Here is a 15,504-nt window from a genome sequence, read left to right as displayed (position 1 = left end):
AGGAGTCAATCGATATGGGACGTTTCGACGGGAAGACCGCCATCGTCACTGGCGCCGCGCAGGGCATCGGCGAGGGCTACGCGCGCGCCCTCGCCCGCGAGGGCGCGAACGTGGTGGTGGCCGATCTCAATGCGGAGCTCGGCCAGACGGTGGCCAAGCAGATCAGCGCGGACGGCGGGACTGCGGTGTTCAAGGATGTCGACGTCGCCGACGAGGACTCGGCGAAGCAACTCGCCGAGTTCACGGTCGAGAAGTTCGGCGGCATCGACCATCTCGTGAACAATGCCGCGATCTACGGCGGCATGAAGCTCGATCTCCTCATCACCGTGCCGTGGGACTACTACAAGAAGTTCATGGCCGTGAACTTCGACGGCGCCCTCAACGTGACCCGCGCGGTGTGGCCGCACATGAACAGCGGCGGTGGCGGGTCGATCGTCAACCAGTCGTCCACGGCCGCCTGGCTGTACTCGGGTTTCTACGGACTCGCGAAGGTCGGGATCAACGGCCTCACCCAGCAACTCGCCCACGAGGTGGGTGGCATGAACATCCGGGTCAACGCCATCGCGCCCGGACCGATCGACACCGAAGCCACCCGCACCGTCACGCCGGGAAATATGGTGGCAGACATGGTCAAGACGTTGCCGCTGAAGCGAATGGGCACCCCCGACGACCTCGTCGGTGCCTGCCTGTTCCTGCTCTCCGACGAGGCGAGCTGGATCACCGGGCAGATCTTCAACGTCGACGGCGGACAGATCTTCCGCGCATGACCACGACCGAGCGGGTATCCGTCGGCTACATCGGCCTCGGGAACATGGGTGCGCCCATGGCCAAGCGGCTGCTGGACCGCCCCGGCGGGCTCATCGTGTGCGACACCCGGCCGGAGGCACTGGAACCGTTCGGCAAGGCGGGCGCGAAGGTGACGTCGAGTCCGCGGGAGGTGGCGGAGAACGCGGACGTCATCTCCGTGACCGTGCTGAACGACGAGCAGGTGCGCGCGGTCGTCACACAGCTCCTCGACACCGCGCGGCCGGGCACCGTCGTGGCAGTGCATTCCACCATCAGCGACGTCACCGCCGTCGAACTCGCCGACCGTTGCCGTGCGCACGGCGTCGACCTGATCGACGCGCCCGTGAGTGGCGGCGCACCCGGCGCCCACAAGGGGAAGCTCGCAGTGATGGTCGGGGCGAGCGACGACGCGTTCGAGAAAGTGCGGGAGCCGTTCGGGCACTGGGCCGAACTCGTCGTGCACGCCGGAGACGTGGGCGCGGGAACGCGGATGAAGCTGGCCCGCAACCTGCTGCACTTCGTCTCGTTCACGGCCGCCGCCGAGGCGCAGCGGCTCGCCGAGGCCGCCGGTCTCGACATCACCGAACTCGGGAAGGTCGTCCGGCACACCGACGCGATCACCGGTGGCGCCGGAGCGATCATGCTCCGCGACACCACCGACGCGCTCGACGAGACCGACAACTGGTACCCGATCATGACCCACGTCCGCGATCTCGGGGAGAAGGACCTGTCGCTGGCGATCGGGCTCGGCGAACGACTCGACGTCGCGCTGCCGCTCGCCCGGCTCGCGCTCACGGGCCTGGGTCCTGGACTCGGCGTCGACAGCACCGTGGACAAGAAGGAGCAACCATGACCGACGACACCCGCACCCGTGGCCTGGCCATGATGGAGAAGGTCTACGGATTCGAGATGCAGGACGGGCCCGGCGCGCATTTCGCCGTCACCGCCGACCACCTGTTCGCCGACATCTGGTCGCGGCCCGGGCTGAGCATCCGCGACCGCCGGCTTCTCCTCCTCGGTGCGCTCACCGCGCAGGGGCTCGTCGACGTCGCCGAGATCCAGGTGGGGGCGGCCCTGCACAACGAGGAACTGGACGAGGACCAACTCCGGGAGATCGCGCTGTTCCTGTGCCACTACGTGGGCTGGCCGTTGGGAACGAAACTCGACTCGATGATCGGCGGGGTGCTACACAAGCGGAAGAAAGCGGCCAGAGCGGCCGCCCCGGACGCAGAGGCCACATGAGCACCGAATACCTGACACCAGAGCTTCTCCGACTCGCCGACTCGACCCCCGGCTTCATGCCGGAGGACGAGGGGACGGCCCTGCACGAGGCCGCGATGCAGTACCTGTCTCCCGGCGGGGTGGGCGTCGAGATCGGCACGTACTGTGGTCGTTCGACGATCTATCTCGGGGCGGCGGCGAGGGCACGGGCCGCCCGCATCGTCACGATCGATCACCACCACGGTTCCGAGGAGCATCAGCCCGGCTGGGAATATCACGAACCGGCGTTCATCGACCCACATACCGGTCTGCTCGACACGGTCGGCCGGTTCCGGCACACGATGGCCGACTCGGGGCTCGAGGACTACGTCGTGGGTGTGCTGGGCCGGTCGTCGACGGTGGCGACGTTCTGGCGCACTCCCGTGAACTTCGTGTTCATCGACGGCGGCCACACGTCGGAGGCGGCGTCGGCGGATCTCGAGGGGTGGGCGCCGTGGGTGAACGTCGGCGGCGCCCTGGTGATCCACGACGTGTTCCCGGACCCGGCGGACGGCGGACGCCCGCCGTTCGAGATCTACGAACGTGCCCTGGCGACAGGACAATTCAAGGAGACGTCCGTCACCGGTTCGCTGCGCGTTCTCGAGCGGGTGGGCGGTCAGACAGGCGAACCGCTGGCGTGACAGTAGTCGCCGCAGCGGTCGAGGCCGATCGGTAGTCCCACGGGCAGCGCCGCGTCCCGGAAGATCCCGTGTCCGGGCGTGGTGCGGGACAACGCGTCCGCGGCGAGGATCATCGCCCCGCCCGTCCACGTGGTCTGCTCGACCGGCCACCGCTTGCCGTCGCTGTAGACGAGCCCCGTCCAGTACGAGCCGTCCGGATCCCGCAGGTGCTGCATGGCGGTGAACTGCGCGAGCGCGCGGCTGTGTTCCCCCATCGCGTCGAGCGCCAGCACCAGTTCACACGTTTCGGCGCCGGTCACCCACGGCCGGTGGTCCACGCAGCGGATGCCGAGCCCCTCGACCACGAAGTCGTCCCACCGCGACGCGATGCGGTCCGACGCGACCTCACCGCGGACTGCACCCCCGAGGATCGGGTAGTACCAGTCCATCGAGTATTCGTCCTTGATCGCGAACGACTCCGGGTGCTGCCTGATCGCGTGACCCAGGGTGTATTTCGCGAACTCCCATTCCGGCTGCGGGTCGTCGACCAGCCGCGCGAGGAGCAGCCCGCAGTGCAGGCTGTGGTGAATGCTGGAGTTCCCGGTCAGCAGCGCCTCGGGGCAGTCCTGTCCGTTCTCGCCGCGGGCCCACCAGATTTCGCCGCTCGACGACTGCATGTCGACGACGAAATCGAGACCGCCCTGCACGGACGGCCACAGGGCGTCGACGAAATTCCGGTCACCGGTGACGAGGTAGTGGTGCCACACCCCCACCGCGAGGTAGGCGCAGAAGTTGCTGTCGGAATCGTGATTCTCCACAGCCCCGTCGCGGAACTTCATCGGCCACGAACCGTCCGGTCGTTGCGTGCGCCGCGACCACTCGTACGCGCCCTCCGCCTCGTCGGTCAGGCCGGCGACGGTGAGTGCCATGGCGGATTCGACGTGATCCCACGGGTCGGTGTGCCCACCGGGAAACCACGGCAGCGCCCCCGACGACTCCTGCGCTGCCGCGATCGACCGTGCCGTCTGCCTGACCTGGCTCTCCGACAACACGTTCGGTACCGACGGGACGCCGGCGGCTCTCACCGCGGCGCCTTCACCACGCTCGGTTCCCTCGGCTTCTCGAGGTAGAACACGACGCTCTTGCCGACCACGGGGTTGAGGACCTTCTCGGCGGTGCGCGTGAGCCAGGGGGCTTTCATCATGTCCCACACCAGAACCTGGTGGTACGCCTTCGCGAAGGGGTTGTCGTTGTTCTCCACCCCCACCGCGCACTTGAGCCACCAGTACGGTGAATGCAGGGCGTGGGCGTGATCCCGTCCCTGGACCTGCAGGCCGGCGGCCGTCAGCTTCTCCGCCAGCTCGTCGGCGCGATAGATGCGGACGTGGCCACCCTCCACCTCGTGGTACGCGTCGGACAGCGCCCAGCAGATCTTCTCCGGCAGCCACCGCGGAACCGTCACCGCCGCAACACCACCCGGCTTGAGAATGCGGGCCAGCTCGGCGATGGCCCGGCCGTCGCGGGGCACGTGTTCGAGGACCTCGGAGATGAGGACCACGTCGAACGTCGCATCCTCGTACGGCAGGTTCAGCGCGTCGCCGACCTCCACCCGAGCCGCGGCTCCCGCCGGGACCTCACCGACCTCGGCCATCGCCACGAACATCTTCTCGACGTCCGCGAGTTCGTCGGCGTTCTGGTCGAAGGCGATGACGTCGGCGCCGCGTCGATACAGCTCGAACGAGTGCCGTCCGGCGCCCGCCCCGATGTCGATCACCTTGTCGCCGGGCTTCACACCCAGCCGGTCGAAGTCCACGGTCAGCACGGTCGGCCTCCTTGACGGGTCTGCGCTATCGCATCGGCATAGGTCTGCGCGGTTTTCGCGGCCACGGCGGCCCAGCTGTAGCGCTCGAGCACGCGTCGACGGCCACCGTCACCGAGCCGGGCCCGGCGCTGCGGATCATCGAGTAACGCGCCCAGCACGTCCGCGAGTTCCTGGGGGTCGCCGGGCGTCACGAGCACACACGCCTCCTCGTCCGTTCCCACCACCTCGGGAATGGCGCCGGCGCGGCTCGCCACGAGCGGGGTGCCGCACGCCATCGCCTCGACGGCGGGCAGCGAGAAGCCCTCGTACAGCGACGGGACGCACGCGACGTCGGCCGATGCCAGCAGCGACGCCAGTTCGGCGTCGTCGATACCCGACACCGTCCGGACGACGTCGCCGATGGCCAGCTCCTCGATGAGCTTCTCCGTCACTCCCCCGGGTGCGAGCTTGGTGACCAGCACCAGTTCGACGGCGCGCTCGGTGTGCACCTTCGCGACCGCCTCGAGGAGCGTCGACACCCCCTTGAGGGGCATGTCGGCGCTGGCGACGCACACGACGCGGCCCGGAACCCGGGCGGCGGCCGGGGGTCGGAAGACCTCGGTGTCCACACCCAGCGGGATGGTCTGCAGGTTGTCGGCGGGAACGTCGAAGGCCGCGCTGATGTCGTCGGCGGAGGACTGCGACACCGTCAGCAGTGCGGGGATGGCACGCGCCACCCGCTTCTGCATCCGCAGAAATCCGTACCAGCGCCGGACCGTCACCTGGCGCCACCACTTCGCCGACGCCAGGTCCAGCTCGCGGTCGCGGGTGATCGGATGATGGATGGTGGCGACGACGGGGAGTCCGGCCTTCTGGAGTTGCAGCAGCCCATAGCCGAGGCACTGGTTGTCGTGCACCACGTCGAACTCGTCGGCGCGCTCCTTCAGCAGTCGCGCGGCACGGAGGCTGAACGTGAGCGGCTCCGGGAACCCGGCCGTCCACATGGTCGCGACCTCGAGCACGTCGACGGCGTCGCGGAACTCGCGCGGGTGCGGCGTTCTGAACGGATCCGGCTCGCGATACAGGTCGAGGCTGGGGACCTTCGTCAGCGTCACCCGCGGGTCGACGTCCGGGTACGGCTGCCCCGAGAACACCTCGACCTGATGGCCGAGTTCGACCAGCTCACGGCTGAGATGGCGTACGTACACACCCTGCCCACCACAGTGGGGCTTGCTTCGATACGACAAGAGTGCGATGCGCACGGACTTCGGCCTCTCCTCGAGCAGTTGGCAAGCAATACTAGAACACGTTCCTACTCGGGTGTGCCCTCATCCCATCCAACCGCACTCACTCACCCCACCGCGGTCGACTCGCGCAATCCCTCGAGTTTTCCGGCCAGGCGCCCCAAGTACGCCAGGACGTCTTCCTCGCTCCGGTCGGGCAGTCCGTACACGACCTCGGTGACGCCGAGGTCCTTCCACCGCCGCAGTTTGTCCATGTCCGGCTTGCCGTCGAGCACGACGATCCGCGGTTCGCCGTCCCGGCCGGCCTCCCGCCACATCCGCTGTAGCGTGGCGACGCGGTCGTCGATGTCCTGCTCGATCGGAGTGGTCATCCACCCGTCGGCCGATTTCACGATCCATCGGAAGTTCTTGTCGTTGCCGGCGGCGCCGACGATCACCGGAGGCACCCGGGACGGCTTGGGCCACGCCCAGCTCGGACCGAAGCTCACGAACTCGCCGTCGTAGGACGCCTCGTCCTGCGTCCACAGCGCACGCATCGCCTCGAGGTACTCGCGCAGCATCGTCCGGCGTCGTCCGGGCGGAACGTTGTGATCGGTGAGCTCGTCGAGATTCCACCCGTACCCCACGCCGAGGATGACCCGTCCGCCGCTGAGGTGGTCGAGGGAGGCGATCGTCTTGGCCAGCGTGATCGGGTCGTGCTCGACCGGCAGCGCCACCGACGTCCCCAGTTCGATCCGCTCCGTGACCGCCGACGCCGACGCCAGCGCCACCCACGGGTCGAGGGTGCGCATGTAGCGGTCGTCGGGCAGCGACGCGTCGCCTGTCTGAGGATGCGCCGCATCGCGTTTCACCGGAATGTGCGTGTGCTCGGGCACGTAGAACGAGTCGAATCCGTTTGCCTCTGCACCCCTCGCAGCCGAGGCCGGCCCGATCCCGCGGTCACTCGTAAACAACGTAATGCCGAATTTCACGAATTCTCCTTGGCCGTGACCCTTTTCCTTCTTGCACACTAACTTCTGGACACCTGTTTATCAATGTGTCCAAACAACTCTCCAGTTCTCCGCGCAGCCGGACGAACGGGACGCTCGTTCGATCTGAGGCAACGGGCGTCCCGTTCGTCCGGTGCAGGTGAGTGGCAATGCGTGCCCCAGCACACTTAGCCACTCACCTGTTCAGGCGCCGTAGACCGGGAGCGGGGTTTCGGCCTTGGCGAGGAGGTCGGCGACGACGGGCCCGATCTCCTTCGGTTCCCAGCGCGCACCCTTGTCCTGGGTGGGGCCGTGCCGCCAGCCCTCGGCGACGGTGATCTTGCCTCCCTCCACCTCGAACACGCGTCCGGTGACGTCCTTCGACTCCGTGCTGCCCAGCCACACGACGAGCGGGGAGATGTTCTCCGGCGCCATCGCGTCGAACCCCTCCTCGGGCGCGGCCATCGCCTCCGCCATCGCGCCGCCCGCGCCGACGGTCATCCGGGTGCGTGCGGCCGGGGCGATCGCGTTGACGGTGACACCGTAGTTCGTCAATTCCGCGGCCGCCTGAATGGTCATCTCCGCGATCCCCGCCTTCGCGGCGGCGTAATTGCCCTGCCCGATCGAACCCTGCAGTCCGGCACCGGAACTGGTGTTGACGATCCGGGCGTCGACCGGGTTGCCCGCCTTCGCCTCGGCCCGCCAGTACGCGGCGGCGTGGCGCAGCGTCGCGACATGCCCCTTCAGATGCACACGCACGACGGCGTCCCACTCCTGCTCGCTCATCCCGACGAGCATGCGGTCGCGCAGGAACCCGGCATTGTTCACCAGCACGTCCAGGCGCCCGTACGTGCCGATGGCGGTGTTGATCAGGTTCTCGGCGCCGGCCCAGTCCGCGACGTCGTCACCGTTGACGACGGCCTCGCCGCCCGCGGCGACGATCTCCGCGACCACCCGCTCGGCCGGACTCTCCCCGGTCGCGGAACCGTCGACACCGGCTCCGATGTCGTTGACCACCACCTTGGCGCCCTCGGCGGCGAACGCCAGCGCATGGGCGCGTCCGATTCCGCGTCCGGCGCCCGTCACGATGACGACGCGACCGTCGACCACTCCACTCATGCCTTCTCCTCTGTAGATGCTGTCGCTGTAGATGCTGTCGCTGTAGATGCTGTCGCTGCCGCCAGGAAGGCGGGACGTTCTCCGCCGCCGTGGACGGTCAGTGTCGAACCGCTGACGTACGCCGCCAGCGGTGAAGCCAGGAACACCGCGCAGTTGCCGATGTCCTCGGGGCAGGCCATCCGGCCCAGCGGGACCGTGTCCCCGACCGCCGCGATCCCCGCCTCGTCGCCGTAGTGCAGATGCGCGAGTTCGGTGCGGACCAGGCCGACGACCACCGAGTTGACCCGCACCTTGGGCGCCCACTCGACCGCGAGACTGCCGGTGAGACTGTCGACCCCCGCCTTCGCCGCACCGTATGCCGCGGTGCCGGGCGACGGTCGCGAGCCGCTGACGCTGGAGATATTCACGATCGCACCACCGGAATCCTGCTTCTGCATCACCGCATTCGCGACCTGCGACACCAGCAGCGGGGCGAGCAGATTCAGCTCGACGATCTTGGAGTGGAACTTCGGACTCGCCTCCGCGGCGAGCGCGAACGGTGCGCCGCCGGCATTGTTGACCAGGACATCGAGCCGGCCGTGCCGCTCGACGATCCGGTCGACGAGACCCTGCACCTGCCCCGGATCACGGATGTCGCACGGCAGGAATTCGACCGCCCGGCCGTCCACCTCCACCGGCGCCTCCCCCGGCCGGCGGGCGCAGGCCACCACCGTCGCACCCGCCCGCAGGAACGTGCGGCTGATGCCCGCGCCCACCCCGCGAACACCGCCGGTCACCAGCACGATCGCCCCGTTCAGACCTGAATCCACGAATACCTCCGCTGTTGCATGTTCTCGCAGGCCCAGCTCAGAGCTGTCCGGCCCGCACATGTGCTAACTTACCAAGCAATCGCTTGGTTCGGTATAAGACGTTAGGAACATGCCATGGGCATCACCTCCACCACCGACGGAGACGGCATCACCACGGTCATCGTCGACTACCCGCCCGTGAACGCCATCCCGTCCCGGGGCTGGTTCGAGTTGGCCGACGCCGTACTCGACGCGGGCCGGAATCCGGACACCCACGTGGTGATCCTGCGAGCGGAGGGACGCGGGTTCAACGCCGGCGTCGACATCAAGGAAATGCAGGCCACCGACGGCTACGGCGCGCTGGTCGACGCCAACCGCGGCTGCGCGGCCGCGTTCGCCGCCGTCTACGACTGCGCCGTGCCCGTCGTGGTCGCGGTCAACGGATTCTGCGTCGGCGGCGGCATCGGCCTGGTCGGGAACGCCGACGTGATCGTCGCGTCCGACGACGCCGTCTTCGGACTACCCGAGGTCGACCGCGGCGCACTCGGCGCCGCCACCCACCTCGCCCGGCTCGTCCCCCAGCACATGATGCGCACGCTGTACTACACGGCGCAGAACGTCACCGCCCAGCAACTCCAGCACTTCGGATCGGTGTACGAGGTGGTGCCGCGCGAAAAACTCGACGACACCGCCCGCGACATCGCCGCCACGATCGCAGCCAAGGACACCCGGGTCATCCGCTGCGCCAAGGAAGCCATCAACGGCATCGACCCCGTCGACGTGAAGACCAGTTACCGCCTCGAGCAGGGCTACACCTTCGAACTCAACCTGGCCGGCGTCGCGGACGAGCACCGCGACGAGTTCGTCGAAACCGGCAAGCCCCGCTCGAACTCGAACACCAGGAAAGGCTGACATCGATGGCGAGCAAACGCGACAAGAGGATCTCGCTCGACGACGCGGTCGGAGAACTGCGCAGCGGAATGACCATCGGCATCGGCGGCTGGGGTTCGCGCCGCAAACCGATGGCGCTGATCCGGGCGCTGCTGCGCTCGGACGTCACCGACCTCACCGTCGTCACCTACGGCGGCCCCGACCTGGGGTTGCTGTGCTCGGCGGGCAAGGTCAGGAAGGCGTACTACGGCTTCGTGTCCCTCGATTCGGCCCCGTTCTACGACCCGTGGTTCGCGAAGGCCCGCACCGCGGGTGAGATCGAGGTCCGCGAAATGGACGAGGGCATGGTCAAGTGCGGCCTCGAGGCCGCCGCCGCCCGGCTGCCGTTCCTGCCGATCCGCGCCGGGCTCGGCTCCGACGTCCGGGCTTTCTGGGGCGAGGAACTGCGCACCGTCACCTCCCCCTACCCCGACGCGTCCGGCAAGCCCGAGACGCTGATCGCAATGCCCGCCCTGAATCTCGATGCGGCACTGGTCCACCTGAACCTCGGCGACAAGCACGGAAACGCCGCCTACACCGGAGTCGACCCCTACTTCGACGACCTGTACTGCGCGGCCGCCGAGAAGCGATTCGTCTCCGTCGAACGGGTGGTGGAAACCGAGGAACTGGTGAAAACCGTTCCACTGCAAAACCTCATCCTCAACCGCATGATGGTCGACGGCGTAATCGAGGCCCCGCACGGCGCCCACTTCACCCTCGCCGGCGACAGCTACGGCCGCGACGAGAAATTCCAGCGCCACTACGCCGAATCGGCGAAGACCCCCGAAACGTGGCAGCAGTTCGTCGACACCTACCTGTCCGGCAGCGAGGACCACTACCAGGCCGCCGTGAAGAAATTTGCAGAGGAGCAGGCATGAGCGAGACGACCACCGACGTCACCCGCGCGGAGTACTGCGCGATCGCGTGCGCCGACATCTTCTCCGGGGCAGGCGAGATCATGGCCAGCCCGATGGCGACCCTGCCCCTGATCGGCGCCCGCCTCGCGCGACTGACCACCGAACCCGACCTGCTGATCACCGACGGCGAGGCCCTGATCTTCGCGGACACCCCCGCCGTCGGCGCGAAGGCCCCCATCGAGGGCTGGATGCCGTTCCGGAAGGTCTTCGACGTCGTCGCCTCCGGCCGCCGGCACGTGGTGATGGGCGCCAACCAGATCGACCGGCACGGCAACCAGAACCTGTCGGCGTTCGGTCCGCTGCAGCAGCCGACACGGCAGATGTTCGGCGTCCGCGGCGCCCCCGGCAACACGATCAACCACCCCACCAGCTACTGGGTGGGCAAACACACCCCGCGGGTGTTCTGCGACAAGGTCGACATCGTCTCGGGCGTCGGCTACGACCAGATCGACCCGGAAAACCCCGCCTACCGGTTCCACCACCTGCACCGGGTGGTGAGCAACCTCGGGGTGTTCGACTTCGGCGGACCCGACCACACCTTCCGGGCGCTGTCGCTGCACCCCGGCGTCACCGCCGCCCAGGTCACCGAGAACACCTCGTTCGAGGTGGCAGGGCTCGCCGACGCCGGCGCCACCCGCGCACCCACCGACGACGAACTACAGCTGATCCGCGAGGTCCTCGACCCCCGCAACCTGCGCGACCGGGAGGTGTCGGCATGAGCACCCTCCGCACCGCGCTGACCGAGCTGGTCGGCGTGCAGCACCCGGTGGTCCAGACCGGGATGGGCTGGGTGGCCGGACCGCGACTCGTCGCCGGCACCGCCAACGCCGGCGGCCTCGGCATCCTGGCATCGGCGACGATGACCTACACCGAACTCGAATCGGCGATCGCGAAGACCAAGACCCTCACCGACAAACCGTTCGGGGTCAACATCCGCGCCGACGCCACCGACGCCCCGCAACGCATCGACCTGCTCATCCGGGAGAACGTGCGCGTCGCGTCGTTCGCGCTGGCACCGAAACAGGAACTGATCGCGAAGCTCAAAACCGCCGGCGTGGTCGTCATCCCGTCGATCGGCGCCGCCAAACACGCCACGAAGGTCGCCTCGTGGGGCGCCGACGCCGTGATCGTGCAGGGCGGCGAGGGCGGCGGGCACACCGGCCCCGTGGCCACCACCCTGCTGCTGCCCTCGGTGCTCGACGCCGTCGACATCCCCGTCGTCGCCGCCGGCGGCTTCTACGACGGACGCGGACTCGCCGCCGCCCTCGCCTACGGCGCCGCCGGCATCGCGATGGGCACCCGATTCCTGCTCACCCAGGAATCCACGGTCCCCGACTCCGTCAAACAGCAATACCTCACCCGGGGACTGCAGGACACCACCGTCTCCCGCAAGGTCGACGGCATGCCCCACCGGGTCCTCAACACCGACCTCGTCAACAGCCTCGAACACTCCGGCAACATCCGCGGCCTCGTCGCCGCCGCCCGCAACGCATCCAAATTCAAGGCCATGACCGGCATGACATGGTCGACGCTCGTCAAAGACGGCCTCGCCATGAAAAAGTCCAGCGACCGCACCTGGCAGCAGATCATCATGGCCGCCAACACCCCGATGCTGCTCAAAGCCGGACTCGTCGACGGCAACACCCACGCCGGCGTCCTCGCCTCCGGACAAGTCGTCGGACTACTCGACGACCTACCCACCTGCAAGGACCTCATCGACGGCATAATCGCCGACGCCATCAAACGCATCGACGCACTCGGCGCCCTCCGCGCCTGAACCAACGGGACGCTCGTTCGATCTGACGCAACGAGCGTCCCGTTCGTCCGGCTAGGGGGTGGCGGCCTTCGCCGCGCTCAGCTGGATGACGCGGCCTTCGCCGCGATGCGCGCCCGGACCTCCGGCCGGCGCAGCGGGGGTACCGTCTGCGGCGGCTGCTTCCGCGGCGGCAGTGCCGCGAGCAGCTTCGTGGTGGCCTCGGTGACGACGGCTACCGCCTCCTCGAAGGGCTCACGGTTGGCGTCCGACAGCTTCTGTATCCCGCTGACCTTCCGGACGTACTGACGCGCCGCCGCCTCGATCTCCTCCGCGGTGGCCGCCGGTTCGAGTCCGCGCAGCTCGGTGATGTTTCGGCACATGTTTCGACGATAGCGCCGCCCGGCCGTCTCCGCGGCTCCTCGGCGCTGGGCGAATGTACCTTTGGGCGCACCTGAGGCGCCGGAAGGTACATTCGCCCGCCGGGGTGGCGCTGCCTCAGCTGCGGGCGGGCTCCAGCGCGTCTTCGTCCGCGGGCACGACGTCCGTCTCGACGTCCGGGAGCGGGGTGCGGGACCGTGCGGCCACGACGGCCGCGCCGAGCAGGACCAGCGCGATGAGGCACTGCGAGCTTCCGATCACCTCACGCACGGCCGCCTCCACCCAGCCCGACGACGAGGACTGCAGGACGAAGTTCGGGCCGATCAGGAAGATCAGGGTCGCGGCGCCGATCAGGGGTCGCCAGCTGCGGTACTGCGGTGCGATCAGAATCGGAATCAACAGGATGCTGTACGCCCAGTGGTGGGTGACGGCGAACGGCGCGGCGAGCAGCGATGCCAGGGCGACGATCGCCAGCGCGATCAGGTGCTCACCGGAACGGGTGAAGCGGTACGCCGACCACGCCGCGGCGGACACGATGACGGCCGCGCTGAGCACCCAGAGAATGCTGGCCAGCCGGCCTTCCGCCCCGAGCCGCGCGATGACGCCGGTGACGGCCTGGTTGCGGAAGAAGTCGGGCGCGCCCGCACGGCCGGTGGCGAAGAATTCGGTGGTCCAGAACCACACCGACGACTGCGGTAGCAGCCAGAAGCCGAGGCCGACGGTGACCAGGATCGTGGCGAGGGATCGTCCGATCGAGCGGAAGTCGCGGCGGACGAGCAGGACCAGGAGAAAGGCCGCCGGGGTGATCTTGACGGCCGCGGCGAGACCGATCGCGACTCCGCGGAACCTTTTCGGGATCGCACCGGTGCAGTCGGCGACCACCAGTGCCATCAGGATGATGTTGATCTGACCGAAGTCGAAGTTCGAGCGCATCGGTTCGAGGAGAAGCACCGGGCCCATCGACAGCAGAGCGAGAAGTTCGGGGCGTGCGACGTCGAGCTTCGACAGCGCCGCCTTGACCATCCACCACACGAGCCCGAGGTTGAGGGCGCACCACAGCGCCTGCAGGACCGCGGGGTCGATCTCCGCCATCGGCGCGAAGAGGATCGCCGCGAAGGGTGCGTAGATGAACCTGAACCCGGAGCTGCTCGGGAAGTCCGCGGAGTAGAGCGGCAGGCCGCTGACGAAGGCGTAGCCGGCGTCGCGGAACACGGAGAGGTCCATCAGGTAGCCCGTTGCCGCGTCGAACTCTCGGTAAGCCACCGCACCCAAGGAGAGGACGCCCACGAGGAGCGTGACGGCGTGGAGACGATAAGCCCTGAACTTCGATTCACTCTGTAACAAGAATTTGTTCTTTCATGATCGGCGTCGTGGTCAACGATCCACCGTAGCGGGCCGTGACCCAATCGTGACAAAGGCGAGGTCGCGGTGCCCGAACCGCGCGCCTTGTCATAGTTTATTTAGACTGATATATTTCAACTATGCCTGCGCGCGTCCTCGACAATCCCCTCGTCCTGCCGGTGCTCGGCCTGCTCCTCGAATCGCCGATGCACCCGTATCAGTTGGAGGTCACGCTGCGCGAGCGCAGCGAGGAGGGCCAGTGGCCGCTCAATCGCGGCTCGCTGAACAATGTGGTCGCGGCCCTCGCCTCGGCGGGCTGGATCGAGGAACACGAACGTGCGCAACGGGAAGGTCGGCCCGCCCGCACCGTCTACGCCCTCACCGAGGCCGGGCACGCGGAACTCGTGAGTCGGCTCGACCTCCAGATCCGCAGTGCCGCACGAGAGTTCTCCCCGTTCTTCGCGGCGATCAGCTACCTCGGCGCGCTGGGACGTGAGGGCGCCGTCGACGCGCTCACCGAACGCGCCGAACGACTCACCGCGAGAATCGAATCCGACGAGGCAGGGCTCACCCGAGCGCTCGATGGCGGAGTGCCCGCGCTGTTCGTCGTCGAAGCGGACTACGCACTCCACGCTTCGCGGGGCGAACTCGCCTGGATCGCGTCGACGATCTCCGACATCCAGGCGGGCCGCCTCACGTGGCCCGCACCGCAGACGAAGGACACGCGGCCGTGAGCCTCCGATTCAGCATCTACCCCGGTCAGCCGGTCCCGAACGTCCCTTCGAGACGATTCCGCGATCCGGGATGGACGAGACGCGCGGCGCTGACGAGCCCCCGCGAGGACCACGTGCGGCGCCGGATCATCAGGCACGGTTCGGTGCGCTCGATGTGGAGGAGCCGGCATTCCTCGGGCGACGCGAGGATCGCTTCGACGACGTGCTCGCCCCTCGTCAGGGGAGCTTCCACGCTCAGATAATGATTGGGCGTCTGCTGGGTGAAGTCCTGTTCGAGGTACCCGGGCGCCTCGGCGGGATTGACGAACCGGTCTTCGAGCTGGATCGGTGTGTCGTCCTCGTAGTGGATCATCAGCGAGTGGAACACCTTGCCGCGGATCGAATCCCGGATGAAGGCGTTGGCCGGATCGGCGTCTTCCTCACGCACGTACACCACTTCGGTTCGATGGCGGTGTCCGCGTTGCTGGATCTCGTCCGCGATGTTCTTGACCTCGAACAGCGACGACGCCGTCTTCGTGGCCGCCACGAACGTCCCCACACCCATCAGGCGCACCACGAGACCCTCGGCGCTGAGTTCGCGCAGCGCGCGGTTGATGGTCATGCGGGAGAGGCCGAGAGCGCCGACGAGCTGATTCTCGGAGGGCAGCTGATCGCCCTCCTGCCAGCGGCCGGCATTGATCTGCGACACGATCAGCTGCTTGACGCGTTCGTACGCCGGGGCCGACTCCGTCCCCGGTCCGTTGTACAACGCAGCAAGCTCCGCGTCGACTACTGCGATCTCCACCACCACTGACACCCATCCCTCTGCAACACCGATGAACTTCCCGTGCAGTCGGCCGTTGCAGTCTATCGGCCGACTGCA

General features: G+C 68.0%; 18 protein-coding genes. 9 read left to right on the top strand and 9 right to left on the bottom strand.

The annotated features are described in order from the left end of the window. The first annotated feature begins 14 nt into the window (after positions 1–14). The 4 genes from QM693_RS17600 to QM693_RS17585 are packed head-to-tail and all read left to right on the top strand — an operon-like array spanning position 15 to position 2,687. Positions 15–767, top strand: coding sequence for an SDR family oxidoreductase (locus tag QM693_RS17600; RefSeq protein WP_283352984.1), 753 nt, complete (start codon positions 15–17; stop codon positions 765–767). Then, positions 764–1,639, top strand: coding sequence for an NAD(P)-dependent oxidoreductase (locus QM693_RS17595; RefSeq protein ID WP_283352983.1), 876 nt, complete (start codon positions 764–766; stop codon positions 1,637–1,639). The genes QM693_RS17600 and QM693_RS17595 overlap by 4 nt, the downstream gene beginning before the upstream one ends. Beyond that, the gene (locus QM693_RS17590) at positions 1,636–2,028 is read left to right on the top strand and encodes a carboxymuconolactone decarboxylase family protein (protein ID WP_005244588.1); all 393 of its coding nucleotides are present in this window, start codon (positions 1,636–1,638) and stop codon (positions 2,026–2,028) included. The genes QM693_RS17595 and QM693_RS17590 overlap by 4 nt, the downstream gene beginning before the upstream one ends. Further along, entirely contained in the window at positions 2,025–2,687 is a 663-nt protein-coding gene (locus QM693_RS17585) for a class I SAM-dependent methyltransferase (protein WP_283352982.1), read from the top strand. Before QM693_RS17590 ends, QM693_RS17585 begins: the two co-directional genes overlap by 4 nt. Here the strand turns inward: QM693_RS17585 and QM693_RS17580 are convergent. The 6 genes from QM693_RS17580 to QM693_RS17555 form a co-directional block, all read right to left on the bottom strand. Continuing rightward, entirely contained in the window at positions 2,663–3,751 is a 1,089-nt protein-coding gene (locus tag QM693_RS17580; protein WP_283330527.1) for a prenyltransferase, read from the bottom strand. The genes QM693_RS17585 and QM693_RS17580 overlap by 25 nt on opposite strands. Then, on the bottom strand, positions 3,748–4,488 hold the full coding sequence (locus QM693_RS17575; RefSeq protein WP_283352981.1) for a class I SAM-dependent methyltransferase: 741 nt from the start codon (positions 4,486–4,488) through the stop codon (positions 3,748–3,750). The genes QM693_RS17580 and QM693_RS17575 overlap by 4 nt, the downstream gene beginning before the upstream one ends. Continuing rightward, on the bottom strand, positions 4,482–5,729 hold the full coding sequence (locus tag QM693_RS17570) for a glycosyltransferase family 4 protein (RefSeq protein WP_283352980.1): 1,248 nt from the start codon (positions 5,727–5,729) through the stop codon (positions 4,482–4,484). Before QM693_RS17570 ends, QM693_RS17575 begins: the two co-directional genes overlap by 7 nt. Positions 5,730–5,818: 89 nt before the next feature. Further along, entirely contained in the window at positions 5,819–6,682 is an 864-nt protein-coding gene (locus QM693_RS17565; protein ID WP_283330524.1) for an LLM class F420-dependent oxidoreductase, read from the bottom strand. 201 nt (positions 6,683–6,883) lie between these two features. Continuing rightward, positions 6,884–7,798: an SDR family oxidoreductase gene (locus QM693_RS17560; RefSeq protein WP_283352979.1), complete on the bottom strand. Its 915-nt coding sequence runs from the start codon at positions 7,796–7,798 to the stop codon at positions 6,884–6,886. Further along, entirely contained in the window at positions 7,795–8,607 is an 813-nt protein-coding gene (locus tag QM693_RS17555; protein WP_283352978.1) for an SDR family oxidoreductase, read from the bottom strand. Before QM693_RS17555 ends, QM693_RS17560 begins: the two co-directional genes overlap by 4 nt. A 114-nt stretch (positions 8,608–8,721) precedes the next feature. Here QM693_RS17555 and echA20 point away from each other — a divergent pair, with 114 nt between their 5' ends. The 4 genes from echA20 to ipdC are packed head-to-tail and all read left to right on the top strand — an operon-like array spanning position 8,722 to position 12,210. Further along, positions 8,722–9,498: a (7aS)-7a-methyl-1,5-dioxo-2,3,5,6,7,7a-hexahydro-1H-indene-carboxyl-CoA hydrolase gene (gene echA20 / locus QM693_RS17550; RefSeq protein ID WP_283352977.1), complete on the top strand. Its 777-nt coding sequence runs from the start codon at positions 8,722–8,724 to the stop codon at positions 9,496–9,498. A gap of 5 nt (positions 9,499–9,503) precedes the next feature. Next, on the top strand, positions 9,504–10,394 hold the full coding sequence (gene ipdA, locus QM693_RS17545; RefSeq protein ID WP_283352976.1) for a cholesterol ring-cleaving hydrolase subunit IpdA: 891 nt from the start codon (positions 9,504–9,506) through the stop codon (positions 10,392–10,394). Beyond that, complete coding sequence (gene ipdB / locus QM693_RS17540; protein ID WP_283352975.1) at positions 10,391–11,152, top strand: cholesterol ring-cleaving hydrolase subunit IpdB; 762 nt, start codon at positions 10,391–10,393, stop codon at positions 11,150–11,152. Before ipdA ends, ipdB begins: the two co-directional genes overlap by 4 nt. After that, positions 11,149–12,210 carry a (3aS,4S,5R,7aS)-5-hydroxy-7a-methyl-1-oxo-octahydro-1H-indene-4-carboxyl-CoA dehydrogenase gene (gene ipdC, locus QM693_RS17535; RefSeq protein ID WP_283352974.1) on the top strand — a complete coding sequence of 354 codons (1,062 nt, stop codon included), beginning with the start codon at positions 11,149–11,151 and terminating at the stop codon, positions 12,208–12,210. The genes ipdB and ipdC overlap by 4 nt, the downstream gene beginning before the upstream one ends. Before the next feature lie 77 nt (positions 12,211–12,287). Here ipdC and QM693_RS17530 read toward each other — a convergent pair whose 3' ends face one another. Then, positions 12,288–12,569, bottom strand: coding sequence for a DUF2277 domain-containing protein (locus tag QM693_RS17530; RefSeq protein WP_005258716.1), 282 nt, complete (start codon positions 12,567–12,569; stop codon positions 12,288–12,290). A 115-nt stretch (positions 12,570–12,684) separates the two neighbouring features. Next, a complete protein-coding gene (locus QM693_RS17525) occupies positions 12,685–13,911 on the bottom strand; it encodes a glycosyltransferase family 87 protein (RefSeq protein WP_283352973.1) in 1,227 nt (408 codons plus the stop codon). A gap of 137 nt (positions 13,912–14,048) precedes the next feature. On the opposite strand from QM693_RS17525, the gene QM693_RS17520 reads away from it, so the two are divergent. Beyond that, the gene (locus tag QM693_RS17520; RefSeq protein ID WP_280778905.1) at positions 14,049–14,642 is read left to right on the top strand and encodes a PadR family transcriptional regulator; all 594 of its coding nucleotides are present in this window, start codon (positions 14,049–14,051) and stop codon (positions 14,640–14,642) included. 25 nt (positions 14,643–14,667) lie between these two features. Here the strand turns inward: QM693_RS17520 and hutC are convergent, their stop codons facing one another. Further along, positions 14,668–15,432, bottom strand: coding sequence for a histidine utilization transcriptional repressor HutC (hutC, locus tag QM693_RS17515; protein ID WP_283352972.1), 765 nt, complete (start codon positions 15,430–15,432; stop codon positions 14,668–14,670). Between the last annotated feature and the right edge of the window lie 72 nt (positions 15,433–15,504).

The sequence above is a fragment of the Rhodococcus sp. IEGM 1305 genome (genome assembly GCF_030058635.1).
Classification (GTDB): domain Bacteria; phylum Actinomycetota; class Actinomycetes; order Mycobacteriales; family Mycobacteriaceae; genus Rhodococcus_F; species Rhodococcus_F opacus_D.
This window is presented reverse-complemented; position numbering and strand designations above follow the sequence as displayed.